The organism is Mesorhizobium sp. B2-1-3A (assembly GCF_006442655.1).
Taxonomy (GTDB): Bacteria; Pseudomonadota; Alphaproteobacteria; order Rhizobiales; family Rhizobiaceae; genus Mesorhizobium.
This window is the reverse complement of record NZ_VFWK01000002.1, coordinates 856,175-880,820: the sequence shown is the minus strand read 5'-3', so window position 1 is coordinate 880,820 and position 24,646 is coordinate 856,175. Positions and strand designations below refer to the sequence as shown.

The 24,646-nt window shown below is 66.4% G+C and carries 25 protein-coding genes; 17 read left to right on the top strand and 8 right to left on the bottom strand.

The window, feature by feature from the left end:
* Positions 1-123 precede the first annotated feature (123 nt).
* Positions 124-765 carry a class I SAM-dependent methyltransferase gene (locus FJ977_RS10825; RefSeq protein WP_140771163.1) on the top strand — a complete coding sequence of 214 codons (642 nt, stop codon included), beginning with the start codon at positions 124-126 and terminating at the stop codon, positions 763-765.
* Between the two features lie 39 nt (positions 766-804).
* Here FJ977_RS10825 and FJ977_RS10820 read toward each other — a convergent pair whose 3' ends face one another.
* From FJ977_RS10820 to FJ977_RS10810, 3 genes are all read right to left on the bottom strand, one after another.
* Positions 805-1,623, bottom strand: a complete 819-nt coding sequence (locus FJ977_RS10820; RefSeq protein WP_140771161.1) for a hypothetical protein — start codon at positions 1,621-1,623, stop codon at positions 805-807.
* A 7-nt stretch (positions 1,624-1,630) separates the two neighbouring features.
* Complete coding sequence (locus FJ977_RS10815) at positions 1,631-3,133, bottom strand: ATP-binding protein (RefSeq protein ID WP_140771159.1); 1,503 nt, start codon at positions 3,131-3,133, stop codon at positions 1,631-1,633.
* Positions 3,134-3,450: 317 nt separating this feature from the next.
* Positions 3,451-4,110 carry a glutathione S-transferase family protein gene (locus FJ977_RS10810; protein ID WP_140771409.1) on the bottom strand — a complete coding sequence of 220 codons (660 nt, stop codon included), beginning with the start codon at positions 4,108-4,110 and terminating at the stop codon, positions 3,451-3,453.
* A gap of 175 nt (positions 4,111-4,285) precedes the next feature.
* Between FJ977_RS10810 and FJ977_RS10805 the strand changes: the two genes are divergently transcribed.
* From FJ977_RS10805 to FJ977_RS10780, 6 genes are all read left to right on the top strand, one after another.
* The gene (locus tag FJ977_RS10805) at positions 4,286-4,594 is read left to right on the top strand and encodes a hypothetical protein (RefSeq protein WP_140771158.1); all 309 of its coding nucleotides are present in this window, start codon (positions 4,286-4,288) and stop codon (positions 4,592-4,594) included.
* Positions 4,595-4,731: 137 nt separating this feature from the next.
* Positions 4,732-5,739: a LacI family DNA-binding transcriptional regulator gene (locus FJ977_RS10800; RefSeq protein ID WP_140771157.1), complete on the top strand. Its 1,008-nt coding sequence runs from the start codon at positions 4,732-4,734 to the stop codon at positions 5,737-5,739.
* Between the two features lie 75 nt (positions 5,740-5,814).
* Positions 5,815-6,606, top strand: coding sequence for a 3-methyl-2-oxobutanoate hydroxymethyltransferase (locus FJ977_RS10795; protein WP_140771155.1), 792 nt, complete (start codon positions 5,815-5,817; stop codon positions 6,604-6,606).
* Between the two features lie 8 nt (positions 6,607-6,614).
* Positions 6,615-7,619 (top strand): sterol desaturase family protein, encoded by a 1,005-nt coding sequence (locus FJ977_RS10790; RefSeq protein ID WP_140771153.1) that lies wholly within the window; start codon positions 6,615-6,617, stop codon positions 7,617-7,619.
* 114 nt (positions 7,620-7,733) lie between these two features.
* Positions 7,734-8,675, top strand: a complete 942-nt coding sequence (locus tag FJ977_RS10785) for a substrate-binding domain-containing protein (protein WP_140771151.1) — start codon at positions 7,734-7,736, stop codon at positions 8,673-8,675.
* Positions 8,676-8,752: 77 nt separating this feature from the next.
* Positions 8,753-9,070: a MocE family 2Fe-2S type ferredoxin gene (locus FJ977_RS10780; protein WP_140771150.1), complete on the top strand. Its 318-nt coding sequence runs from the start codon at positions 8,753-8,755 to the stop codon at positions 9,068-9,070.
* A gap of 71 nt (positions 9,071-9,141) precedes the next feature.
* On the opposite strand, the gene FJ977_RS10775 is transcribed toward FJ977_RS10780, so the two are convergent.
* The 3 genes from FJ977_RS10775 to FJ977_RS10765 all read right to left on the bottom strand — a co-directional run bounded on the left by FJ977_RS10775 (position 9,142) and on the right by FJ977_RS10765 (position 12,058).
* Positions 9,142-9,972, bottom strand: a complete 831-nt coding sequence (locus FJ977_RS10775; RefSeq protein WP_140771148.1) for an aldo/keto reductase — start codon at positions 9,970-9,972, stop codon at positions 9,142-9,144.
* A gap of 143 nt (positions 9,973-10,115) precedes the next feature.
* Complete coding sequence (locus FJ977_RS10770) at positions 10,116-10,748, bottom strand: PQQ-binding-like beta-propeller repeat protein (protein WP_140771146.1); 633 nt, start codon at positions 10,746-10,748, stop codon at positions 10,116-10,118.
* 89 nt (positions 10,749-10,837) lie between these two features.
* A complete protein-coding gene (locus FJ977_RS10765; protein WP_140771144.1) occupies positions 10,838-12,058 on the bottom strand; it encodes a helix-turn-helix domain-containing protein in 1,221 nt (406 codons plus the stop codon).
* Between the two features lie 295 nt (positions 12,059-12,353).
* Here FJ977_RS10765 and FJ977_RS10760 point away from each other — a divergent pair, with 295 nt between their 5' ends.
* The 4 genes from FJ977_RS10760 (at position 12,354) to FJ977_RS10745 (ending at position 14,919) form a co-directional block, all read left to right on the top strand.
* Positions 12,354-13,106, top strand: coding sequence for a thioredoxin family protein (locus FJ977_RS10760; RefSeq protein ID WP_140771142.1), 753 nt, complete (start codon positions 12,354-12,356; stop codon positions 13,104-13,106).
* Positions 13,107-13,212: 106 nt separating this feature from the next.
* A complete protein-coding gene (locus FJ977_RS10755) occupies positions 13,213-13,470 on the top strand; it encodes a hypothetical protein (RefSeq protein WP_140771140.1) in 258 nt (85 codons plus the stop codon).
* Positions 13,471-13,519: 49 nt separating this feature from the next.
* On the top strand, positions 13,520-14,524 hold the full coding sequence (locus FJ977_RS10750) for an NAD(P)-dependent alcohol dehydrogenase (protein WP_140771138.1): 1,005 nt from the start codon (positions 13,520-13,522) through the stop codon (positions 14,522-14,524).
* Between the two features lie 122 nt (positions 14,525-14,646).
* On the top strand, positions 14,647-14,919 hold the full coding sequence (locus FJ977_RS10745) for a hypothetical protein (protein WP_140771136.1): 273 nt from the start codon (positions 14,647-14,649) through the stop codon (positions 14,917-14,919).
* 19 nt (positions 14,920-14,938) lie between these two features.
* On the opposite strand, the gene FJ977_RS10740 is transcribed toward FJ977_RS10745, so the two are convergent.
* Both FJ977_RS10740 and FJ977_RS10735 read right to left on the bottom strand, forming a co-directional pair.
* Positions 14,939-15,937: a bestrophin family ion channel gene (locus FJ977_RS10740; protein WP_140771134.1), complete on the bottom strand. Its 999-nt coding sequence runs from the start codon at positions 15,935-15,937 to the stop codon at positions 14,939-14,941.
* A gap of 59 nt (positions 15,938-15,996) precedes the next feature.
* Entirely contained in the window at positions 15,997-16,614 is a 618-nt protein-coding gene (locus tag FJ977_RS10735) for a TetR/AcrR family transcriptional regulator (protein WP_140771132.1), read from the bottom strand.
* A 285-nt stretch (positions 16,615-16,899) separates the two neighbouring features.
* On the opposite strand from FJ977_RS10735, the gene FJ977_RS10730 reads away from it, so the two are divergent.
* From FJ977_RS10730 to FJ977_RS10705, 6 genes are all read left to right on the top strand, one after another.
* A complete protein-coding gene (locus FJ977_RS10730) occupies positions 16,900-17,397 on the top strand; it encodes a (2Fe-2S)-binding protein (protein WP_140771130.1) in 498 nt (165 codons plus the stop codon).
* Positions 17,394-18,452, top strand: coding sequence for a xanthine dehydrogenase family protein subunit M (locus FJ977_RS10725; protein ID WP_140771128.1), 1,059 nt, complete (start codon positions 17,394-17,396; stop codon positions 18,450-18,452). The genes FJ977_RS10730 and FJ977_RS10725 overlap by 4 nt, the downstream gene beginning before the upstream one ends.
* Complete coding sequence (locus tag FJ977_RS10720) at positions 18,442-20,700, top strand: xanthine dehydrogenase family protein molybdopterin-binding subunit (protein WP_140771126.1); 2,259 nt, start codon at positions 18,442-18,444, stop codon at positions 20,698-20,700. The genes FJ977_RS10725 and FJ977_RS10720 overlap by 11 nt, the downstream gene beginning before the upstream one ends.
* Positions 20,701-20,865: 165 nt before the next feature.
* On the top strand, positions 20,866-21,339 hold the full coding sequence (locus FJ977_RS10715; protein WP_140771124.1) for a (2Fe-2S)-binding protein: 474 nt from the start codon (positions 20,866-20,868) through the stop codon (positions 21,337-21,339).
* Positions 21,336-22,319, top strand: a complete 984-nt coding sequence (locus tag FJ977_RS10710) for a xanthine dehydrogenase family protein subunit M (RefSeq protein ID WP_140771122.1) — start codon at positions 21,336-21,338, stop codon at positions 22,317-22,319. Before FJ977_RS10715 ends, FJ977_RS10710 begins: the two co-directional genes overlap by 4 nt.
* Positions 22,316-24,610: a xanthine dehydrogenase family protein molybdopterin-binding subunit gene (locus FJ977_RS10705; RefSeq protein ID WP_140771121.1), complete on the top strand. Its 2,295-nt coding sequence runs from the start codon at positions 22,316-22,318 to the stop codon at positions 24,608-24,610. Before FJ977_RS10710 ends, FJ977_RS10705 begins: the two co-directional genes overlap by 4 nt.
* Positions 24,611-24,646: the final 36 nt, after the last annotated feature.

Here is a 24,646-nt window from a genome sequence, read left to right as displayed (position 1 = left end):
CAGGAGACTCCCTTGGAGCGAGAAATGTCACCGGTCAATACATCAAGCCATCGCATGTCGGAACCGCTTGCCGGCGGCGCCGCCCCTGCCGCCCCTGCCAACACCGGGCACGGAGGCTGAGCCATGTGCCAGACCTGTCTCTCCTGGTACGCGCGCTGCGTTGCCCCCTACCTCGTCCACGCCGGCTGTTCGGCCGGCGCCTTCGCGCGGATGCGCAGGCGCGTGATCCCGCGCGCAAAGGGAATTGTCGTCGAGGTTGGCTTCGGGTCCGGTCTCAACCTTCCCTATTACGACCCCACCAAGGTGGAGTGGCTGATCGGCGTCGATCCCGACGGCACGATGCTCGGCCTTGCCGGACCCAGGAGCCGTGCCTTGCCATTCCGGGTCGAGTGCCTGCGGGCGAGCGGCGAAAGCCTGCCATTGGCCGATGGCCTCGCCGACACGGTCGTCGTCACCTATGCCTTCTGCACCATTCCGGACCCGGAGGCGGCGCTCGGCGAAATCCGGCGCATCCTGAAGCCCACGGGCCAGCTGATCTTCATCGAGCACGGCCAGGCCGAGGGAAAGTGGTGCCGCAACTGGCAGCAGCGCCTCAACGGGCTATGGGGGCGCCTCGCCGGCGGCTGCCACCTTAACCGCGATCCGCTCGGCCTGATCCGCGCCGCCGGCTTCAGCCTTACCGAACAGCAGCACGGGCGTTTCCCCCTGCCCTTCTGGCAATTGGGCAGCCATCACGCCGGCATTGCGGCGCCCTTTACGGGTTGACGGGCCGGTGACGTCAAGCTTGCCGGCGTCCGCCACCTCTCACCAGAAACCCACCAGCGACCTCAGTATCGCCGCGGGACCAATCGCTTTCCGGCAGGTTTTGCGAAATCCGGCCCGGCCCGTCGCATCGAGCACATCATCGTCGATGTCGCGCAGGATGCGGCGCGCATTGCGCCATCCGATCCTGGCAAGCGCCGATGCCAGATCCGCGCGCGTGGGATCGAACGGCCCCTGATTGGCGGCCGGATCGGCGGGCCGGTCGATGTCATTGCTTGCCCCCATCGCGTAGCGAGGGACCGTCACCGAGGCGCCGGCGTCGAAAGGCGAGGCCAGATCGAGAAAACGGGACATCGAACTCAGGCAAAGGGCCGGCGTGGAAACGAGCTGCTCATAACATGTGAAATGCACCGGCGCGCCGGTGCGGCGCAGGGCTTCCATGGCGAAATAGAACTGGTTCCAGTAGTCGGCAGGCGTGCGGAACCTGTACTCCATCTGCTTCGGTTGCGTAAAATCCTGCCTGATTTCCAAAGGCCCGTTCAGGAACGGCCCGAGATGTCTGGCCGGCCTGAAAATGCTGCGGTTCCTGGTGAAACGGAACCATGACAGAAGCTGGGTAATGGGGTCCTTGCTCATCACGATGATGGGCAAGCCGCCATATCCGAGGTCGCGCCCGCTCATCAGCGCCGGAAAGATCCCATGCTTCCAAAAGCCCTGGTCGAAGACGACGGGCACGCCAAGATGGGTTTCGACAAGGTGCTTGGCGAGATTCGTGCCGGATCTCGGCGTCCCCATGATGCGCACCCGGGCGGCATTGCCGTCATGCTGCGTCTGGGATCCATCGTGGGCTGAACGCGTCATGGCCGTCTCACAGTGCCAGGCTCCCCTGCTCCGCCTCCTCGGCATTGGGATCGCCGGGCGCAGTGGCCCAGGCGAGTTCGACCAGCGTCACGGTGCGCTTTCCCGTGCCGTCGAGCTGGCAGACGATGAGGCCTTGCTCCTCGATATAGGTCAGGAGGCGCCGGGCGCGGCGCAGCGAGTGCGAACCATAGGCGCGCGCGATCGCGGCATCGCTCGGGCACGGCCAGCCCTCCTTCGCCGCACGCGCGATCATCATGAACACGCCCTGCATGTCGTCGGGCAGCAGCGAGGCGCGGACGGAAACGTCCCGCCACGCGTCATCCTGCGTCGTCTCGGAGCCGAGGCCGGCGCGCGCGCGCGTCAGCATGCGGCGGAACTCCGGCAGATCCGGCACTACCGAGGCGAGGCCCTCGATGCGGCAGCGCACCACGAATTCCTGGTAGAGCACGCCGATGACGCGGAAACCCGCGTCGGGTTGCGCAAGAATGGCGCTCAACACGCGGTCGACCCGTTCGCGCCGATCGGCCAAGTCCTCGGCGCTGATTTGCGGCTCCGCCGGTTCGGGGCGGATTTCCAGCGCCGCCGACTTTGCCGCCATCAGCTGGTCAAGCAGGTCCGGCGACGCCACCCGGCGCGGCGCGCGCACCGCCTCGGGCGGCGGTGCCGCCAGGATGATCGCGCGGGCGTCCTCCAGGGCCGCCTCCGGCATCGCCATCAGCCGCGGCGTGCCGTTGCGCGGGCTGGTATCGGTCGGCCCGATACGCAGGCCGAGCGGCCGGCGCGACAGCGCCGGCCCCAGCGCCATGAACTGCCCGCGCTCCAGGTCGCGAAAGGCTTCCGCCTGGCGCCGCTCCATGCCGAGCAGATCGGCGGCACGCGCCATGTCGATGTCGAGGAAGGTGCGGCCCATGAGGAAGTTAGATGCTTCCGCCGCGACGTTCTTGGCGAGCTTGGCCAGACGCTGCGTGGCGATGATGCCGGCCAGCCCGCGCTTGCGGCCACGGCACATCAGATTGGTCATGGCGCCAAGCGAAAGCTTGCGCGCCTCGTCGGAAACCTCGCCGGCCACCGCCGGCGCGAACAGCTGCGCCTCGTCCACCACCACCAGCATCGGATACCAATGGTCGCGGGCGACCTCGAACAAGCCGCCGAGGAAGGCGGCGGCGCGCCGCATCTGGTTTTCGGCGTCGAGCCCTTCGAGGTTCAGCACGGTGGAGACGCGGTGGATGCGCGCCCGCTCGCCGGCTGCCTGCAGGCCGCGCTCGGTATGCTCCTCGGCATCGATCACAAGATGGCCATAGCGCTCGCCGAGCGAGACGAAGTCGCCCTCGGGATCGATGATGGTCTGCTGCACCCAGGGCGCGCTCTGTTCCAGGAGGCGGCGCAAGAGATGCGACTTGCCGGAGCCGGAGTTGCCCTGCACCAGAAGGCGGGTCGCCAGCAGTTCCTCGAGATCGAGGTTCGCTGGGGCGCCCGCCGTGGTGTGTCCCATCTCGATCGCAACGGTCATGTCTCGACTCAAAAAGGTCTCCTGCGCGGCATGGGGCTTACCAACCCAGGCGCTGCACGTCGAGCACTGATGGCCGACTGCCGGGTGTTGCACACAGTTGCGAGAGCCGGTGAAGGTCGGGCGAAGAGTGGTCATCGCCCGGCCGGCCTGTGGATAGTAACCCCTCATTCACCATGGGCAGGCGTTCCGATTGAAGATGCCGTTCATCCGCCTAGCCTGACCCTGCATCGCGCCCCAACGGGATGCACCCAACGCCCCAGATGACGGCCGGCGTCTTCAAGTTCCCTCTCTGTATGCGCCGGCCGTCGGTTTCACCTTTACGTTTTCACTTCCGCGCCTTGCCCCGGCACCGGCGGCAATTCGGGCGCGTCGAGCCCGTTGAACGGATCACGCCAGGCCTCGATGCCTTCAAGCCGGCGATACCACTCGGCAAGCACGGGATAATCACCGAGCGGCAGCCTCCCGACATCGTTGAAAGGCAGGAACGTTGCCATGCGGAAGTCAGCGTAGGAGACCCTATCCCCGACCAGCCATTGCCGGCCCGCAAGTGCGGCCTGAAGGATCGCCGCCATCTTGTGGAACAGACCCAACCCCTCCTCGACCAGCTGATGATCGATCGGGCCCAGATGATAGCGCTGCTTCGTGCCACGCTCGAAATGCACCATGTCGCAGGCCCTGGCGAAATTCTCCTTGCCCCAGCTCAGCCAGCGGATCATCTCCGGTTCGTCATCGCCGGAGCGCCAGAAATCCGAGCGCATGTCGCGCGACAGCCGGCAGGCTATGGCGTCGGTCTCCCACAGGCTGCCGCCCGGCCAGGCCAGTATGGGGAGGGAAAGGTTGGGATTGAGCGGCCGAAATCGTTGCGCTTGCCCCGGCGCGAAGGGCGACGCGAATTCGAAGGTCACCCCCGTCTCGAGGTGACGCGCCACCGCGACCGCCAGGCGCGGATTGGGATTGCGGCTGAAATACAGTTTCATTTCGCCCGCTGCCGGCACCGGCTCGACCCTGTCACTCATGAATGCCTCTCCTTGTCTTGGCCAACATCGCCAGACCAAGGACGAAAGTGGACGGTGCAATCCGACAAAGTTTGGGTTGACCGGCCCCGATGGCGAGGCGACACTTCCTCTCGCACCAAAAGCAGGAGGAAATACGATGGACGAGCCCGAACGGTGGCGCCACATGTCGACAGCGCCCATGGACGGCAGCCGGATCCTGGTCACGGTGCGCCCCTCCGAACAGGGGCCGGCGGAAGTCGACCTCGCCTATTGGTCGCGCGGCGACCAGTTCGCCGGGGAAGGCTGGCGGGCGTCGGACTCCTCGCCCGGCCGCGTCGTCGAATATGCCGAGCCGGAGCTGAAATGCTGGATGCCCCTGCCCTCGGCCAATCTCAGCCGGGGCGGCTCGATGCCCGCTCCCTGGGAAGGCGACGATGCGCAACAGCTGGATGGTTCCGGGATATAGCAAAAAGGCAGACGCTGCCGGCCTGCTCTCTCGTGGGGAGACCGGCTGCTTGGCGGTAGCGCCATCGATGCGGAAGGCTGGAGCCTTACCGAAAAAATATGGTACCTCCCTGATCAAATCGCATCAGGGAGGATGCCATCGCCAAACCCACCTTCGCCGACATTGCCCGCCGCGCCGCGGTTGGCACCGCGACCGTCGAGCGCGTGCTCAACGGCCGGGGCGGCGTACGTCCCGAGACGGTCGAAAAAGTGGTCGCCGCCGCGCGCTCGCTCGATTATCCGCGCCGGCTTCCGGAGGCGCATCGCGGCATCATCCGTATCGAGGTCATCCTGGTGCGACCGGATTCGACCTTTTTTTCGCGCCTGTCGCGCGCCTTCGAGCGCATCGCCGCCACGCTCGACCGCACGGTCGCCGTGCACCGGACTTTTCTGGACGAAGGCGATGCTTCCGCCGTCGCCCGGCGCATCCGCGAACCCGGCATGCGGCGCGGCGGCTTGATCCTGGCGGTGCCGGACGATCCGCTGATCCGCGCCGCCCTGGCTGAGGTCGAGGCGCAGGGCGTGCCCACGGTCCAGGTGGTGACCCGCATCGCCGGTTCGAAGGCCGATTATGTCGGCATCGACAATTATGCCGCCGGCCGCATGGCGGCCCAGCTGATGAGCCGCATGCAGCCGCGCGGCGGCAGCATCGCCGCGCTCTGCCACAGCCAGATCTACCAGGTGCACCGCGATCGAATCCTCGGATTTTCCGACTATCTGGCCGAGCATCCGCGCGCCGACCAGGCTTTCGTCGAGGTGCTGTTCGGGCATGATGAAGGCCACCGCAGCGCCGACCTCCTGGTCGATATCCTGCGGCAGCGCCCCGATCTCGCCGGCTTCTACAATGCCGGCGGCGGCAACGGCTCGCTGAACGAGGTTTTGGCACGCGATCCGCGCCGCCACGAGATCTTCTTCGTCGGCCATGAACTGACCGAGCGCAGCAGCGCCGCTCTGCGCACGGGGACCATGGATGTCGTGCTCGACCAGGCGCCGGAAGCGCAGGCGCGCCGCGCCATCGATCTCATCCTGGCCCGGCTTGCGCTCCACGATTTGCCGATCGACAACCCGCCGATCCGCTTCATCACCTTCACCGCCGAGAACCTTTGATCTGATTTGATCAAGGAACAAGGCGGCCTTCCGCCCGCCGCGATGCTACGCCTCTCGCAAATGGGAGGAGCACCGGTGACGAGACGGCTGACGGTTCACGACCTGCAAAGCGCCAGGGGCAGCAGGAAATGGCTGCAACTGCATGTAGACACGCCGGCAGAGGCGGCGGCCGCTGTCGCCTGCGACATCGTCATCCTGTCCTGCGAACCCGATCACAATCTCGAAGCCATTCGCCAGGCGGCACCCCTCGCCTTCCTCTCCGTGGGGATGCCGCATGGCGCGGTCGCCGCGCCGGATGAGGCGGTGCGGCTCGGCTTCGCGATGATGAAGCGCGGCGCCGATGCGGTCTATTGCTCGCATTCGCCGCGCTTCATCGAAGCCATGGCCGCCGAGGGCATTCCCGTCACCGGCCATGTCGGCCTGGTGCCGAACCGCGCCGCCTGGACCAATTTCCGCGCCATCGGCAAATCAGCCGAAGAAGCGATCAAGGTGCTGCGCGCCGTCAGGGATCTGGAGAATGCCGGCGCCGCCTGCATCGAGGTCGAAGTGGTGCCGGTCAGGCTTGCCGAACACATCACCCGCTCGACGCCGCTGATCACCATGGGCATGGGCTGCGGCTCGGCCTGCGACACGCAATATCTTTTTTCCTCCGACGTGCTGGGCACCCACACCGGCCACTATCCGCGCCACGCCAGGCGCTACGCCGACTTCGTCACGCTGGAAGCCGAACTGCAGGAGAAGCGCATCGCTGCCTTTCGTGCCTTCGGCCGCGACGTGGCCGATGGCCTCTATCCCGAAGCACGGCATCAGGTCGACATGGACGATGCTGCCTATGACCGCTTCCTTGCCCATTCCCAGGCCTTGTGAGATCAGACATGAACGACCTGAAATACGGCACACGCAACAAGCGCGGCGACTGGGCACCGAACGAACCCGCCGGCACGGCGCCGCTCTTCGTCTTCCCGCCGCGTCCGCTGGCACTTCTGAAATGGCTGCCGCATTATTTCCTGCCCTACAACCTGCTGTTCGCGCTCTCGGCGGTCGCCTGGTGGCACTTCGTGCTGCCCGACATCGAGGTGATGAAGACGCTCTCTGTCGGCTGGATCCTGCGGCTGTTCCTCGTCAACTGCGCGGCGCTGCTCGTCTTCTTCGGGGTTTTCGAACTGCGACTCTACATTTTGAGAAGCCAGGGCAACCGGTTCAAATACAACGGCAAATGGCCCTCGGAGCAGAAGAGCAAGGCGTTCTTCTTCGAGAGCCAGAACCTCGACAACATGCTGCGCACTTTCGGCACCGGCATGCCGATATGGACGGCGATCGAGGCGGCGATCCTCTATGCCTACGCCAATGGCTACGTGCCGTGGCTCACCTTAGCCGCGCACCCGGTCTACCTCTTCCTGCTGGCACTGGTGGTGCCCATCATCCATGAGACGCATTTCTTCCTGCTGCACCGGGCGATCCATTGGGGGCCGCTCTACAGATGGGTGCATTCGGTGCACCACAATTCGGTCAACCCCTCGCCCTGGTCGTCGCTGTCGATGCACCCGGTCGAGCAGTTCGGCTATCTCGGCGTCGCCTTCTGGCACCTGATCATCCCGTCCAACCCGCTGCTCGCACTCTACCAGCTCCACTATGCCGGCTTCGGCGCCATTCCCGGCCATGTCGGCTTCGATAAGGTCGAGCTGACCGAGGACGCCAGCGTCGATAGCCACGCCTACATCCACTACCTCCACCACAAATATTTCGAGGTGAATTACGGCGACGGCCTCATCCCGTTCGACAGGTGGTTCGGCACCTTCCACGACGGCAGCAAGGACGGCGAAGCCCGCATGCAGGCCCGCTACGAGAAGAAGAAGGCGCGCGCCAACGCGGCTCCCTGACCGCGGCCCGACCAGACAGCCATGTGGATGGCTCCAGCCATCCATCCAGCCATCCCGAAAGGGCCGGTAACAAAAGAGGGGTGAACCGGCACTCCATCCGCAAGGGAGGAAACCGTGAAAAGACTTCTCATTTCAACCGCGCTGGCGGCCTTGATGTCGACCAATGCCTTCGCCGCCAAGATCGGCGTCTCGATCGTCAATATCGACAACAACTTCCAGACGCTCCTGATGCATGGCATGCAGGAGCGCGCCCAGGAAAAAGGCGCCGGCATCCAGGTCGAGGACGCGCAGAACGACGTCGCCAAGCAGCTCGACCAGGTGAAGAACTTCATCGCCAGCGGCGTCGACGCCATCATCGTCACGCTGGTCGACACCAATGCCTCCAAGACGATCAGCGAGGAAGCCGCCAAGGCCAGCATTCCGCTGGTCTTCGTCAACCTCGAACCGTCCGACATGAAGAACCTGCCGGAGGAGCAGGTTTATGTCGGCTCGAACGAAACCGAATCCGGCACGCTGGAGGCGTTCGAGGTCTGCAAGCTGTTGCGCGCCAAGGGCAAATCAGCGGGCGCCACCGCCTACATCATCATGGGCAGCCTGGTTCACCAGGCCGCCTTGCAGCGTACCAAGGATGTCGAGCAGGTCTTTGCCACCGACATGTGCAACTTCATCAAGGTCACCGACAAGCAGTCGTCCGAATGGGCGCGCGACAATGCGCAGAACCTGATGACCAACTGGCTGACGGCGGGCCCTGCCCCGGATGCCGTCATAGCCAACAATGACGAATCCGCCATCGGCGCGATACTGGCGCTAAAGGCTAACGGCATCGACATGAAGAATGTTGTCGTCGGAGGCATCGACGCCACTCAGGACGGCCTGCAGGCGATGAAGGCGGGCGATCTCACCGTGACCGTGTTCCAGAACGCCAAGGGCCAAGGCGGCGGCGGTGTCGACGCGGCCCTCGCGCTCGCCAAGGGCGAGAAGGTCGACCGCGTCGTCTACGTACCGTTCGAACTGGTCACGCCCACCAACGCCGCCAAGTATCTCAGCAAGAACTGATCCCGCGACCTGGGCCTTTCGGGGCGATTCAAGCCGTTCCGGAAGTCCATCGCGATCGAACCCAGTGGTGAGAAGAAATGACCAGCTGGATCAGGGCCTGCGGCCTCGACGACATCGAACAGGAAGGCGCGCGCCGTTTCGACCATGGCGGCCGCACCTACGCCATCTTCCGCTCGCCCGACGACGAGGTGTTCTGCACCGACGGGCTCTGCACCCATGAGGCGGTCCACCTCGCCGACGGGCTGGTCATGGACTACGAGGTCGAATGTCCGAAACATTCGGGCGCCTTCGACTACCGCACGGGTGCTGCCAAGCGATTGCCGCCCTGCATCAATCTCAGGAGCTATCCTGCGCGGCTGGAGAGCGGCGCGGTGCTGGTGGATTTGTCGGGATGAGAGAGGAGCCGCGGAAAGCGGCCAATCTCCACCACTTGGGGGGAGATTGGCAGCTTCGCCGCCGGCTCCTTTTAAAACAAGAACGCCGCTGTAGCCGGATTCGGTCCGTCGCGGCCGTCGGCCGAATCCATGCCCGCGATCGTCTTCAGGTCCTGCTCGTCCAGTTCGAAATCGAAGACATCGAAATTGGCCGCGATGCGGTCCTGGTGGATCGACTTCGGGATGACGATCAGCCCTTGCTGGAGGTGCCAGCGGATGATCGTTTGCGCGGCGGACTTGCCGTGCTTCCCGGCAATGCCCGCTATTGTCGGGTCGCTGAGCAGCCGGCCGCTGCCGAGCGGGCTCCAGCTTTCGGTATGGATGTTATGCAGGGCATGGAAATCCCTGAGCGCACGCTGCTGGAAGCGCGGATGCAGTTCGATCTGGTTGGCCACCGGGACCACACCGGTCTCGCCGATGATCCGCTCCAGGTGATCCCTGTTGAAATTCGAGACGCCGATCGACTTGATGCGGCCGGCCTGCTTCAGCTCGATCAGGGCCTTCCAGGCCTCGACATATTTGTCCTGGCTGGGCACCGGCCAGTGGATCAGGAACAGGTCGAGCTGCTCGATGCCGAGCTTCTTCATCGTATCGTCGAAAGCGCGCAGGGCCGCATCGCGCTGGTGCGCGCCGTTGCGCAGTTTCGAGGTGATGAACAGCTCGCTTCTCGGCACATCGGCGGCACGGATCGCCTCGCCGACGCCCTCCTCGTTCTGGTAGCCTTCGGCGGTGTCGATCAGCCGGTAGCCGGCCTTGATCGCCCAGCCCACCACTCGCGCGGTGATGTCATGATCGACCTGCCAGACACCAAGGCCAAGCTGGGGAATGGTGGCGCCGTCGTTCAGCGTAATCTGTTCGGGCATGGTCGGTTCCTTTGCGAAGAGATGTCCGGGCGGTCGCCCAACGCAGCCTATCTAGGCACGCGCCACGGCGACGGCCAGTCACCGGTGGACAAATTCGCAGACACGGGCCTGGCAGCCCTGATGTCCCTGTCAGGAGAACCGTCTCATTTCGGCCGGCGCACCGCCCGCACCACCCCGGAGGACGTACTGCCGCAGAAAAGGCGGTCGCCGCCATCGGATTCCAGCCCCGAAACGCCAATGCCGTCAGGCATGTCGAGCCTCTCCAGAACCTTGCCCGTTTGCGGGTCGACGCGGCGCAGGTCGCTCTCGTCGCCCTCCCAGGTGGCGTGCCACAGCTCGCCGTCCACCCAGGTCACCCCGGTGACGAAGCGGTGGGATTCGATCGTGCGCAGGATCTGTCCGGTCTCGGGGTCGATCTGGTGGATCTTGCGTTCCCGGTACTGCCCCACCCAAAGCGTGCCTTCGGCCCAGGTCAGCCCGGAATCGCGACCGCCGCCGGGCGCCGGGATCGTGGCGAGCACCTTGCCGGTATCGGGATCGATCTTCTGGATGCGATCATTGGCGAGCTGGAAGAAATGCCGGCCGTCATAGGCGGTGCCGGCATGCGCGGCGACATCGATCGAACGCAGCGCCTGCCCGCTTTGCGGATCGAAGGCGTTCAGCCTGTCGCCCGAGGCGAACCAGACGTTCTCGCCGTCGAAGCTCACCCCATGCACTCGCTCCACCCCCGGAAAGGGTCCGTATTCGCGCAGGATTTCGGCCGCTGAATGTTTCATTCCTTGATCCTCATGGTCGTCATCCAAGGTGTCGAAATCCGGGTCAGGCCGCCATTTGCAGGCCGGCCTCATCCGGATATCGCCACACCTTAGCCGTTCGGCAGCGGCGCCGGGAGTAACAAGGTGGTCGTGAATCCGGCCACTGGCGGCGTCATCCAGCGGCGCGCCCGGCCATGGCCGAAAAACTGCACCTTGCCGGCCTCGGCGAGCGGCTCGAGCGCCCGCTGTACGCTGCGCTGGCCAGTGCCGAGCGCCAGCGCCAGGGCCGAGCTTGACCAGGCTTCGCCGTCGGCGAGCAAGGCCAGCACCGCCGCGTGCCGCTCCTCGATCGGCCGCGCCAGCACCATCACCGCGCGCCCCCCGCGCGGCGCCAGCGTGAAGCCGCGCTTTGTGGCGCTGATATCCGTCAGCGCGGCAAGCTCGGCGCGCAGCCGGCCGATCTCGACGCGCAGGCGCGCGCGGTGCGATTCATCGGCATGCTTGCCGCCGAAGGCCCGCGCCACGAGATCCTCGCGTGATACATCCCCGGGCCAAGCCTGGCCAAGCGCACGCGCCAGCGCGAACAGCACCGGCCGGCTCGCCAGCGAGACGGTGCTGTCGCCGGCGCGCACGACATAGCGAATGGCGTCGATGACCAGCGCCGGCGATGCCTGCAGCGCCTCGACCTCTTCGAGCAGCAGCGGCCGCTCCACACCTTGCGTGATCAGCCGCGCCGCCGGTGTTTCGAGCGCCAGCGATGCGCTGGCGACCTCCGCCATGAGGCCGGGAATACCGGCCTGGCGGGCGGCGTTGCTTGCCCATTCCAGCGCCGCGCGCGCCGGACGGATCCTGAGGCGCCGCATGGCGATGCCGGCGACGGCGAGCTCGTGCGCCGCCCTCGCGGCCGGCGGCAACGGCGTCGGGTCGAGCCCCGCCAGCACATGTTCGGCCTCGTCGAGGCGGCCGATCAGCAACAGGCGCCGAACCTTGAGTTGGCCGGCATGCGCCGCGTTCAGCCGGTCGCCATGCTTTTCCAGCGCGGTCCGCGCCGCGTCGAGCGCCTTGGCCGGCCAGCCCAGATCGCGCGAGACCAGCGCGATCTCAGCCTCGGCGACGACGCATCTGGCGCGCGCGACGGCCTCTTTCGGGCTGAACGCGCGGGCCGCGCGCCGCAACAGCAGCTTGGCGCGGTCGAAGTCGCCGAGCTGCGCCATGGCAATGCCGCGCAGCGCCAGCGCCGGCGCGTCCTCGCGCAGCGCGACGCGGTCGAGCGCGCCGAGCGGATCGCCCGACGCCAGCGCCAGTGCGGCCGCCGTGATCAGCGAGTCCATTCAAATCCCGTCACACTTGTAACTCCCACCTCGAAAAGCACCGCCCTAACTTAAGTCACCGCAGCCAAGCAGCAAGCCGCATCGGCAACGGGCGGCGCACCAAGGAGAACGCGATGACTGTCTCAACCGACCTTGCTCTCGACGCACCGAACGACGCCACCGGGCCTGCCCGGCGTCACCCCTGCTGCGCCGGACCGGACGATGCAACACCCCTCCCTCACCGCCCCACCCTGGCTCAGGATCCGCGGGCGACCACAGGCCGCGACGGCCCCATGACTGGCAAAGGAGAAGACCAATGACCAAGCACATGACGATGAAGACCCCGCCGATCGTTTCGAGGCAGGAATGGGACGCCGCGCACGAAAAGATGCTGGTGAAGGAGAAGGCGACGCTGCGCGCCAAGGACGCGCTCGCCGCCGAACGCCGGCGCATGCCGTGGTTGGAAGTGGACAAGGCCTACGTGTTCGAGGGCCCCAACGGCAAGGCAAGCCTGCTCGACCTGTTCGAAGGCCGCCGCCAGCTGATCGTCTACCGCGCCTTCTTCGAGCCGGGTGTCTATGGCTGGCCCGATCACGCCTGCCGCGGTTGCTCGCTCGGCGCCGACCAGGTCGGCCACCTCGCCCATCTCAACGCCCGCAACACCACGCTCGCCTACGCCTCGCGCGCCCCGCAGGCCGACATTGCGCGGCTGAAGACGCGGATGGGCTGGGAAATGCCCTGGTACACCATCACCGACAGCTTCGACAAAGACTTCGGGGTCGACGAATGGCATGGCCACAACGTCTTCATCCATGACGGCGACCGCGTCTTCCGCACCTATTTCATCAGCAGCCGCGGCGACGAGGCGATGGGCACGGTCTGGAGCTATCTCGACGCCACCCCGCTCGGCCGCCAGGAGGTCTGGGAGGACTCGCCCGAAGGCTATCCCCAGACCTCGCTCTACAGCTGGTGGAACTGGCACGACAATTACGAAGCCGGTGCCGACAAGAAGTGGGCCGAAGTGGCCGCCGCCGGCGAAGCCGCCTTCCGCGACAAGGGCGAACAATAGGACGGTGGATCGACGCCATCCCGCTTGGGTTCCTCCTGCCCCACCTGGGTGGCGAGGAACCCAAGCGCAGGCCTCGTCGCTGGCGTGATCATTAGGGAAAAGGACCATGACCGACATCCATTCCGGCACCGGCGGCGCGACCCCCGAAAATACCGCCCCCCTTGGCGTCGCCGACTGGCTGTGTCTCGCGGCGGCACCGACCTTCGCTCTGATGGCCCTGCTCTCGTGTCTTCAAGGTGGCGACGCGGCCATGCTGTGCATGGGCGGCTCGCCGCTGACCGGCATGGCTGCCATGTACCTGCTGATGAGCGCCTTCCATCTCGCACCCTGGCTGCGGGTGATTTCCGGCCGCCAGATCCGATAGCGCCGGTTCGCTGTCGCCATATCAAGACATCCACACATCGGAGAAGACAATGAAGCTGGTCAGGCTGAGAGCGCCGGGTGGCCTGGACAGGCTCGAACTGGTCGAGGAAGATCCGCCGCGGCCGGGGCCGGGTGACGTGCTTGTCAGGATCCGCGCCTGCTCGTTGAACATGCGCGACGATTTCGCGGTGCAAGGCAAGACACCGCTCGCCGACGGCCGCGTGCCGCTGTCCGACGGCGCCGGTGAAGTGATCGCCGTCGGCGGCGATGTCGATGCGCTCCGGCCGGGCGACAGCGTGGTCAGCGTTTTCTATCCCTGGTGGCTGGACGGAGACATGACGCCCGCCACCAGGCGCGACATTCCGGGAGAAAGCTTCGACGGCTTCGCCAGCGAATATGTGTGCATGCCGGCGCATGCCTTCACGAAAGCTCCGGCGGGCCATAGCCATTTGGAGGCGGCGGCGCTCGCCTGCACCGGCGTCACCGCCTGGCGAGGCCTGGTGGTGTGCGGCAAGGTGAAGCCCGGCGACACGGTGCTGGTGCTCGGCACCGGCAGCGTGTCGCTGTTCGCGCTGCAATTCGCCAAGGCCGCCGGCGCCCGGGTCATCGCCACCTCGTCCGACGAGGAAAAGCTGGAGCGGCTCGCAAGCCTCGGTGCCGACGCCACCATCAACTACAGGGCCGTTCCGGATTGGGGCCGCAAGGCCCGGGAGTTGACCGACGGGCGCGGCGTGGATCACGTGGTCGAGGTCGGTGGCCCCGCCACGCTGGCGCAATCCCTGGTCGCCTGCCGGACAGGCGGCCACATCGCCCTGATCGGCGTCCTGACCGGTTTTGCCGCTGAAGTCTCGATCCCGGCCGTGTTTTCGAACCAGATCCGCATCAGCGGCATTTCGATCGGCAGCCGGGCGGACCAGGAGGACATGATCCGCGCGATAGAGGTCAACCGGCTGAAGCCCGTCATCGACCGCCGCTTTCCGCTGCGCGACATCGCCGCCGCCTTCACGCATTACGGAGCACGAAAGTACTTCGGCAAGGTTTGCCTGGAGCTTTGATCCATTCCATCAGCAACAGCTAATTGACAGCCGAAGCGAAACGGCGCTCAGTGCCTTGTACAGGTGGATCGCAGCATCAGGCGGGCGATTTCGACCGCCGGCGTCACCCTGGGGAGGATGCCATGCCAACCGTAATCGGCCATCACGACATCACGAAAGACAGCAAGCACTGGCTCAGTTCACCCAAGCGCAAGGAGCTTTTCGGCTCGCTGGGGATCACCAACATCCGCACCTTCGTCGATCCCCAGAACCCGAAACGGGTGGCTTTGATGATGGACGTGCCGGATATGGATAAGATGGCCGCGTTGATGCAGAGCAAGGCGGCCGCCGATGCCATGGCACACGATGGCGTGGTGCCGGAGTCCCTGGTGATCCTGGTCGAGGCGAAAGCGTAGCCGCGCCAGGTCCGGCCCTTCAGGTCGCTATATCGTTGACCGGCAGCAATGGCTTGGGGAGGTCAGTCTCGCCGAGCCCGGCGCGCAACTCGATCTCGATGTCGCGGCATATCTGCGAGATCGGAACGTCGTTGGCGTTGCCCTCGAACGGGTTGGCGCTGCTCTCGCCGACCTGGTCGAGAGACATGTAGGCCCAGCCCAGCAGCGTGCTGAACGGGATCGTCAGCCAGATGCCGATCGTGCCGAGCACGCCGCCAAGTTTGCCCATGTCGGCAAAGACTGGAACGACGCCGAACGGCAACAGCGTGCAGAAGATCATGACGAACATGGAACTGACGATGGCGTACTGGCGCGGATAGGGATTGTTCTTGATGCGGTCGCAGCGCGCCTGCTGATCGTGGAAATCGCGGATCAGCTTCGTCAGTTCGCCATAGATCTGCGGGGGGATCTTGGCGTCCTTGAGCAGTGCATTGACCTGGACCGATTGCATTTCGAGCAGGGCGATCGCCGGCTGCGGCGATTCCAGCACCTTGCCGGCCTGTTCGGCCAGCAACGGCTGCAAGTCGCCGGCGAGCGAGCCGGTATCCTCCTGGATGCGGTAGCGCCGCCGGTATTCGATATTGGCGGCCTTCCCCATGGATTCCCAGGGCATCGGCCGCCGCAGCGAAAAGCGCAGTGCCGTCATCCAGGCGATATGGCGGTAGATCAGTTGCCTGGCCGTCGGCGCATCGAGGAAGTCCCGGCAGAAATTGGACCACACCCGGCTGCTGGCGGTGATTTGCGTGAACGCCTGCAGCGCCTCACCGCTGCGGGTGAGCACCTGCGAATTCTTGAAGCCGGCAACGAGCGACACGGTGGTGCCGAGCACCAGCACCACCGACCACGGCACAGAGAACCCAGCAAGGCCCGGAAGACGATAGGCCGCGACCGCCAGTCCGCTCACCACCACCATGTAGATGACGCTGCGCCGCGACCAGAGCGCGAAGTCGATCAGCTTGTAGGAACGGCCTACATACATCGGATCCCCCTCAAAGATCGTGGACAGGCATGGTTGTCACGCGGCCGGTATCCAGGCCCTCAACGCGCGCTGTTTGCCCCGAACCGCAAGCCGTCCATCAACAGCTTGACCAGCCGGCGCGAGCGGTCACGCCACTCCGGCGTATCGGGTGCGGAGTAGATGCCGGACAGCGCATGCAGCACGTCGGAGGCATCGACGTCGCCCCGGATCGTGCCGTCGGCCACCGCTGTCTCGACCAAAAGCCGCAAGGCCTGGGAGACCCTGCCCGACGTGTCGGAAAACAGCGTCGAGTTGGTGGTGAGCAGGATGCGCAGGCTGGTTGCCAGGCCGCGCTTGGTGGCGATGTAGTCGACGAAGCGCCGCATCCATTCTTCCAGCGCGATATCGGACGGATGCTTTGCCGTGAGCTCGCCGGCCGCCGCGCACAGTGCCTCCACCTCGCGGCGATAGACCACCTCGACCAGATGCTCGCGGGTCGGAAAATGCCGGTAGAGCGTGCCGATGCCGACACCGGCGCGGCGCGCAATATCCTCCAGCGAGGCATCGATGCCGCGTTCGGCAAAGACCGATGCGGCCACTTCGACCAGCCGGTCGCGGTTGCGTTGCGCGTCCGCGCGCAGCGGCTTGGTCTCCGCGGCGGTGTTCGTTTCAGCGATGACGGACGGCTCAACGGCCAATTTTTTCTCCACGGTCGAAATATGGGGGCTTGAACCCGGCCGGGCCAGCCCCCACGTAATAAACGGAGGCGCCTCCGTTTTAGTGGAGTGCTTTCATCATATAAGAAGGGGAACGCTTATGTCACGCCTTTCGAACCTGCAAGCTGACATCTCCCCTGCCCGCCCATCTCCCGGGAGATCCGCTGTCACTTCCGCCAACACCTGACCAAAAGGTTACCTTGCCGTTCTCCGGCAAGGCACCAGTTCACTCCCGATCCGCGTCAAGCAAACTGGAGCCAGACGCCCATGACCAGTCTTCCCATCACGCTTACCATCAACGGACACCGACACGAACTGGAAGTCGATCCACGCGTAACCCTGCTCGATCTCCTTCGCGAGCGGCTTGACCTCACCGGTACCAAGAAGGGCTGCGATCGCGGCCAGTGCGGTGCCTGCACGGTGCTGGTCGACGGCAATCGCATCAACTCCTGCCTGGCGCTGGCGGTCAGCCATGACGGCGCCAACGTCTTGACCATTGAAGGCGTCGCCCGTGGCGAGGACCTGCATCCGGTGCAGGCCGCCTTCATCGCCCATGACGGTTTCCAGTGCGGTTTCTGCACACCGGGCCAGATCATGAGCACGCTCGGCCTGATCGCCGAAGGACAGGCCGGCGACGATCCCGAACGCATCCGCGAGGGCCTGAGCGGCAACATATGCCGCTGCGCGGCCTATGGCGGCATCGTCGAGGCCGTCCTGGAAGCTCAGGAGCAACTTGCCAAAGCCGACCGGAGGACCGCGGCATGAGGGACTTCGATTACGTCAGGCCGGCCACGATCCCGGACGCCATCGCGGCCGCCGCGCAGCCGGGTTCGGCCTATCTCGCCGGCGGCACCAATCTGCTCGACCTGATGAAGGGCGGCATCACCAGCCCCGAGCGCATCGTCGACATCTCGCGGCTGCCGGAGCTCAACCGCATCGAACGGCTGGACGATGGCAGCCTGCGCATCGGCGCGCTGGTCCGCAACGCCGATCTCGCCCACGACACGGCATTCGCCAAGGCCTATCCGGCGGTGGCCGAGGCGCTGTTGTCGGGCGCCTCCGCGCAGCTTCGCAACGCCGCCACCGTCGGCGGCAATCTCCTGCAGCGCACGCGCTGCAGCTATTTTTACGACACCGCCAGCGCCTGCAACAGGCGCGAGCCCGGCACCGGCTGCGACGCGATTGGAGGCGAGAACCGCCTGCACGCCGTGCTCGGCTGGAGCGATGCCTGCATCGCCACCCATCCGTCGGACTTCTGCGTGCCGCTGGTGGCGCTCGACGCCGTGGTCGAGATCGAAGGCAAGCAGGGCCGGCGCCACGTGACGCTGGAGGAATTCCACCGGCTTCCCGGCGATACGCCGCAGCGGGAGAATGTGCTGGAGCCCGGCGACCTGATCGTGGCGGTGCGCCTGCCGGCCGAGGCAGCCTCCTTCGCTGCCAACGCCCGCTACCTGAAAGTGCGCGAACGCACCTCCTACGCCTTCGCCGTCGTCTCGGCCGCCGCGGCACTTGTCGTCGACAGCGGCAAGATCCGCGCCGCGAGGCTGGCACTGGGCGGCGTCGCGGCCAAACCGTGGCGGGCGCGCTCGGCGGAAGCCGTCCTGCTTGGCGCGGATGCCAACGAGGCGACCTTCGCCAGCGCGGCGGACGCGGCCCTGGCCGATGCCAGCCCCTCCGGCGACAATGCGTTCAAGATCGAGCTTGCCCGCCGCATCGTGGTCAGGGCGCTGATATCGGCCATGGCGGGGACGCCCGAGCGGATACCGGCCCTTCCGGCTTCTCCCTTTTCCTCCATTCCCGGAGTGCGCCATGACGCTTGAACTCAGCCTCAACCAGCAACCCGCCCATGCGCGGCAAGGCTCCAGCATCGGCCAGCCGCTGACCCGCCGCGACGGCTTTCTGAAAGTCACCGGAGCCGCGCGCTACGCGGCCGATAACCATCCGCCCGGCATGCTCTATGCCGTGCTCGCCGTCTCCAGCATCGCGCGCGGTCGCGTCGCCGCGCTGGATATCGAAGCGGCCAAGGCGCACAAGGGCGTGGTCGAGGTGATGACGCCCGACAACCGGCCGGCGCTCGCCATCGATCCGGATGCCAAGGACAATCCCTTCATGTTCCGGCTCGACCTGTTGCAGAACGATCAGGTCCGCTACCCGAACCAGACCATCGCCGTGGTGATCGCCGAAACGCTGGAGGCGGCGACCGAAGGGGCGGCGCTGCTCTCGCCGCGCTATGAGGCGCTGCCGGCGCGCGTCGGTCTCGAAGGCGCCGAAAGCTTCGTGCCGCGTGGTGTCGGCGTCGGCAATCCGGCCGTGCAGCACAAGGGCGATGTCGAGGCCGGCCTCGAATCGGCGAAGACGCGGATCGAAGCCACCTACGAGACGCCGGCCCAGTACCACAACGCCATGGAACCGCATGCGATCGTCGCCGCCTGGGATGGCGGCAGGCTGTCGATCGACACGCCGAGCCAGGGTCTTGCCATGGCGCAGGGCCGTATCGCCGGCCTGTTCGGCATCGCACCGCAGGACATCCACATCCGCAGCCCCTTCCTCGGCGGCGGCTTCGGTTCGAAAGGCATGATTTCGGGGCCGCAGGTGCTGGGCATCCTGGCGGCGCGTCTCGTCGGCCGTCCGGTCAAGCTGGTGCTGCGGCGCGAGCAGATGTACGGGCCGGTCGGCCATCGTGCTCCGACGCGCCAGACCTTGCGCATGGGCATGGATGGCGAGGGCCGGCTGACGGCGATCGACCATCATGCCAAGACCGCGTCGAGCACATTCGACGATTTCTTCGAGCCGGCGGCGGATGCCTCGCACACACTCTATGCCAGCCCGGCGATCGCCACCTCGCACGAGGCGGTGCGGCTCGACACCGGTACGCCGCTTTTCATGCGCGCACCCGGTGAAGCCACCGGCTCGATAGCCCTGGAGAGCGCCATCGACGAGGCGGCTCATGCCTGCGGCATCGACCCGCTGGAATTCCGGCTGCGGAACTATGCCGAAGTCGAGCCGATGACCGGCAAGCCGTTCTCTTCAAAGGCCCTGCGCGAATGCTACGCACAGGCGGCCGGGGCGTTCGGTTGGGCGAGCCGCCCGCTTCGGCCGCGGCAGATGCGCGACGCCGACGGTTTCCTCACCGGCTGGGGCATGGGTACGGCGACGTTCCCGGCCCTGATGTTCCAGGCCGAGGCGCGTGCGGTGCTGAGGGCCGATGGCAGCGGCCTGATGGAGACCGGCGCACAGGACATGGGGCAAGGCGCCTGGACCGCCTTCGCCCAGATCGCCGCCGACGGGCTCGGGCTCGACATCGGCCAGGTCGATTTCAGGGCCGGCAGCTCCGACTTGCCCAATGCGGGCATTGCCGGCGGCTCCGGCCACACGGCAACGGCCGGCATGGCGATCCACAATGCCGGCGCCGCCGTCATCGCCAGGCTCGCCAATCTCGCCACCGGCAACGAGGCCTCGCCATTGTTCGGCGCCGGCAATGAAGGCGTGCTGGCGCGCGGCGGCCGGCTGTACCGGCGCGACGATGAAAGCCGCGGTGAAAGCTATGCCGAGATCCTCACGCGCGCAGGCCTCACGGAGATCGAAGGCCGTGGCAAGGCCGCCCCGGACCCGGCGTCCCAGGAGACCTATGCCAAGCATGCCCACGGTGCCGTGTTCGCCGAGGTCAAGGTCGATCCGGATTTCGGGCAAATCCGCGTCACCAGGCTGGTCGGCGCTTTCGCCGCCGGACGGGTCATCAAACCCAGGCTGGTGCGCAGCCAGTACTATGGCGGCATGATCTGGGGCGTCTCCTTCGCGCTGCATGAAGAAGCCAGCACCGACAGGCGCTCAGGCCGGATCCAGAACGCCAGCCTCGCCGAATACCATGTCCCGGTGAATGCCGACGTGCCGTCGGTCGAGGCGATCCTGGTCCATGAGGACGACCCCTACGTCAACGCGCTCGGCATCAAGGGCGTCGGCGAAATCGGCATCACCGGCACCGCCGGCGCGGTTGCCAACGCGGTCTGGCATGCAACAGGCGTGCGGCCTCGCCGCTTTCCGATCCGCATCGAGGACCTGCTGGGGTGAGGAGTGGTCCGCAGAATGGACGGGAAGCCAATTGCCTGGCTTCCCGAACAACGAACGCTCGAAGCGACAGCCAAGGGCCGGACCGCTCGAGCTAGACCCGCCGGCTGCCCCGCCCGCGCAACATGATCAACCGACCTCGCGTCAAGCAACTGGAGCCCGACGCCCATGACGAAAATCCCCGTCCATCTCGATATCAACGGCCATCATCACGAATTGCAGCTGGAGCCGCGCGTGACGCTGCTCGATGCCTTGCGCGAACGGCTCGGCCTGACCGGCACCAAGAAGGGCTGCGACCACGGCCAGTGCGGCGCCTGCACCGTGCATGTCGACGGCGAGCGCGTGCTGGCTTGTCTGACGCTGGCGGCGCAGGCCGAGGGCCGCGCCATCACCACCATAGAGGGGCTTGCACGGGAGGGCGAACTGCATCCCGTGCAGGCTGCCTTCCTCGAGCAGGACGCCTTCCAGTGCGGCTATTGCACGCCGGGCCAGATCATGTCGGCGGTCGCCTGCATCCGCGAGGGCCACGCCGGCTCGGATGAGGAGATCCGCGAATACATGGCCGGCAATCTCTGCCGTTGCGGCGCCTATCCGCACATCGTCGCCGCCGTGCGCCAGGCAGCCCTGGAGGTCGCATCATGAGGGATTTTTCGTATCTGCGCGCCACTTCGGTTGATGTCGCGCGACAGGCCGCTGCCCTGCCCGGCGCCATGCTGCTTGCCGGCGGCACGACGCTGATCGACCTCGCCAAATGCGGCGTCGCCGAACCCGACACGCTGGTCGACATCACCCACCTCAAGGGCCTCGACCGGATCGAAGTGGGCGAACACCGCGCCATCATCGGCGCGCTCGCCAGAATGGGCCATGTCGCCGACCATGCCGACATCAAGAGCCACTTCCCCGCCATCTCCGAAGCGTTGTGGCAGGCGGCCTCGGCGCAGATCCGCAACATGGCGACCATCGGCGGCAATCTGATGCAGCGCACGCGCTGCCCCTATTTCCGCGATCCCTCGAACTTTTCCGCCTGCAACAAGCGCGAACCAGGCAGCGGCTGTTCGGCGATCGGCGGCGTCACCAGGGGCCACGCCGTGCTCGGCACCAGCGAGGCCTGCATCGCCATGTACCCCGGCGACCTCGCCACCGCACTGGTCGCCTTCGACCCGATCGTTCATCTGGGCGAGCGCAGGCTTCTGGTCGACGACTTCTTCCTGCTGCCCGGCACCACGCCGGAGAAGGAACACGCGATCGAGCCGGGCGAGATGATCACCGCCATCGAGATCCCCTCATCCGCTGCTGCCCGCCGTTCGACCTACCTCAAGATCCGGGACCGGCAATCCTACGAATTCGCGGCGGCCAGTGCTGCCGTAGGGCTCGAGCTGGAACCCGATGGCCGCACCATCCGCGACCTGCGCGTGGCGGTCGGCGGCGTCGCCACCAAACCGTGGCGGGCGCGGGCCGTGGAGGCCGCCTTGATAGGCAAGGTGCTGGAACCGGACGCTGTCCGCGCGGCCAGCCTGCTTGCCGTCGAGGGCGCTGTCGACCATGGCGCCAACCACTACAAGATCGAACTCGCACCGCGCGTTGTCGCGCGGGCCATCCTCAAATTGGGAGAGACGGCATGACTGTTCACACAAGACATGGCGACGCCTCGGATGGCACGCTGGCGGAAGCCGTAGGCGGCCGGCTGTCGCGCGTCGACGGCCCGGCCAAGATCACCGGTGCCGCCAAATATGCCGTCGAGCAGCAGCTCGAAGGCCTCGCCCATGCCGTGCTGGTCGAAAGCACGATTGCCTCCGGCAAGGTGCGCGCGATCGACACCGCGCGGGCAGAGGCAGCGCCGGGCGTGCTCAAGGTGCTGACACCGGACACCATCATCAGCCTGAGAACCGCGTCGGACTGGTTCGGCACGCCGCCGCCGGACAAGCCTTACTGCCCGCTGGCGCGCGACATCACCTTTTCAGGCCAGCATGTCGCCGCCGTCGTGGCGGAGACCTTCGAGCAGGCGGTCGCCGCGGCGGCGCTGGTCAAGGTCAGCTATGACGAGACGCCTTCCATCGTCGACCTCAGCGACGGCAAGGCCGGCGACGGCATCCCGATCGACGCCATGACCAAGGAATGGGGTGACGCGGCCACCGCCTTCGCCTCGGCGCCGGTGCGGATCTGCGCCGCCTACAACACGCCGCGCGAATACCAGGCGCCGATGGAGCCGCATGGCCTGATCGCGCGCTGGGAAGGCGATCGTCTGACCGTGTGGGAGCCCAGCCAATGGCTGGACGGCATGGCCCGCACCTATGCCGAATGGTTCGAAGTGCCGTTCGAGAATGTGCGGCTGGTCTCGCCCTATATCGGCGGCGGCTTCGGCTCCAAGGCACTGGCGCTCAGCCACGGCGCGATTGCCGCCAGTGCCGCCAATATGCTGGGCCGGCCGGTGAAGCTGGTGATGACACGGCCGCAGACTTTCACCGGCTATGGCGGCCGCGCCGCGACCCGGCAGACGGTGACGATCGGCGCCGACCATGACGGCGTGATCCAGTCGATCGTGCATCGCGGCGTCAATGAAACATCCATCGACGGCATGTGGGTCGAGCCGCTGGGATCGGTCACCTCGATCATGTACGCGACGCCGAATTTCTCCTCGAAGCAGAACGTCGTGCGGGTGAATTCCGTGGTGCCGGGCGCCATGCGCGCGCCGGGCGAAAACCCCTCAGCCTTCGGCATCGAGAGCGCCATCGACGAGCTCGCCTACGAGGTCGGCATCGATCCGCTGGAGATCCGGCTGCGCAACTATGCCGAACAGGACCCGCACGCCAGAAAAGCCTGGTCGACCAGGCAGTTGCGAGAGGCTTTTGCAGCGGGTGCCGAGCGCTTCGGCTGGGCCAGGCGCACGCCGGCGCCGCGCTCGATGCGCGACGGCAACCATTTGATCGGCTGGGGCGTCGCCGCCGGCACCTATCCGGTGCGACGCGCCTATGGCGAGGCGGTCGTGCGCATCCTGGCCGACGGTTCGGTCGAGGTCGAAAGCTCCTCGATCGACATGGGCCAGGGCACCTACACCATCCTGGCGCAGACCGCCGCCGAAACGGTCGGCGTGAGCGCCGACGACGTGGTGGTGAAGCTCGGCGACTCCCGCTTTCCCCGTGCTGGCGTCACCGGCGGCTCGCGCCTTGCCGGCGTGATGACGGGTGCCGTCTACAAGGCGGCCACCTCGGCGCTCGACCAGCTGGTGGGCCTGGCGATCAGCGACCCGCGCTCGCCCTTCCACGCGCTGCAGGCGAACACCTTGGTCGTCGCCAATGGCCGCATCGGCTCGCCGCGCGGCGACGGCCCCGATGTCTCGATCGCCGACCTGCTCAGGAGCGTCGGCCGCGACCGCATCGAGGCCGCCGGCGACACCATGCCGGCCAACTCGACCGCCGAGGACCGCTACAAGAACTACACCACCATCGCCATGGCGCTGCCGCACACCGAGGGCGACTATTCCCGCCACTCCTGGTGCGCGCATTTCGTCGAGGTGCGCGTCGACGAGGATTTCGGCACGGTGCGTGTGTCACGCGTGGTGTCGGCGCTCGATTCCGGCCGGCTCTACAACCCGAAGCTCGCCGAGAGCCAGTGGAAGGGCGGCATCATCATGGGCATCGGCCAGGCCCTGCTCGAGGAAGGCATAGTCGACCGCCGCCATGGCCGCATCGTCAACAACAACCTCGCCGACTATCTGGTGCCGACCAATGCCGACATCCCCGACATCGAGGTGATCTCGGTCGGCATCCCCGACCTGCATTCCTCGGTGCTCGGCGGCAAGGGCGTCGGAGAGCTCGCCATCGTCGGCGTCGCGCCGGCGATCGCCAACGCTGTGTTCCATGCGACCGGAAAGAGGATCAGGGACCTGCCGATTACGCTGGAGAAGCTGATCTGAGCGCGCAATCTCTCCCTCGAGGGGAGATTACGCGCA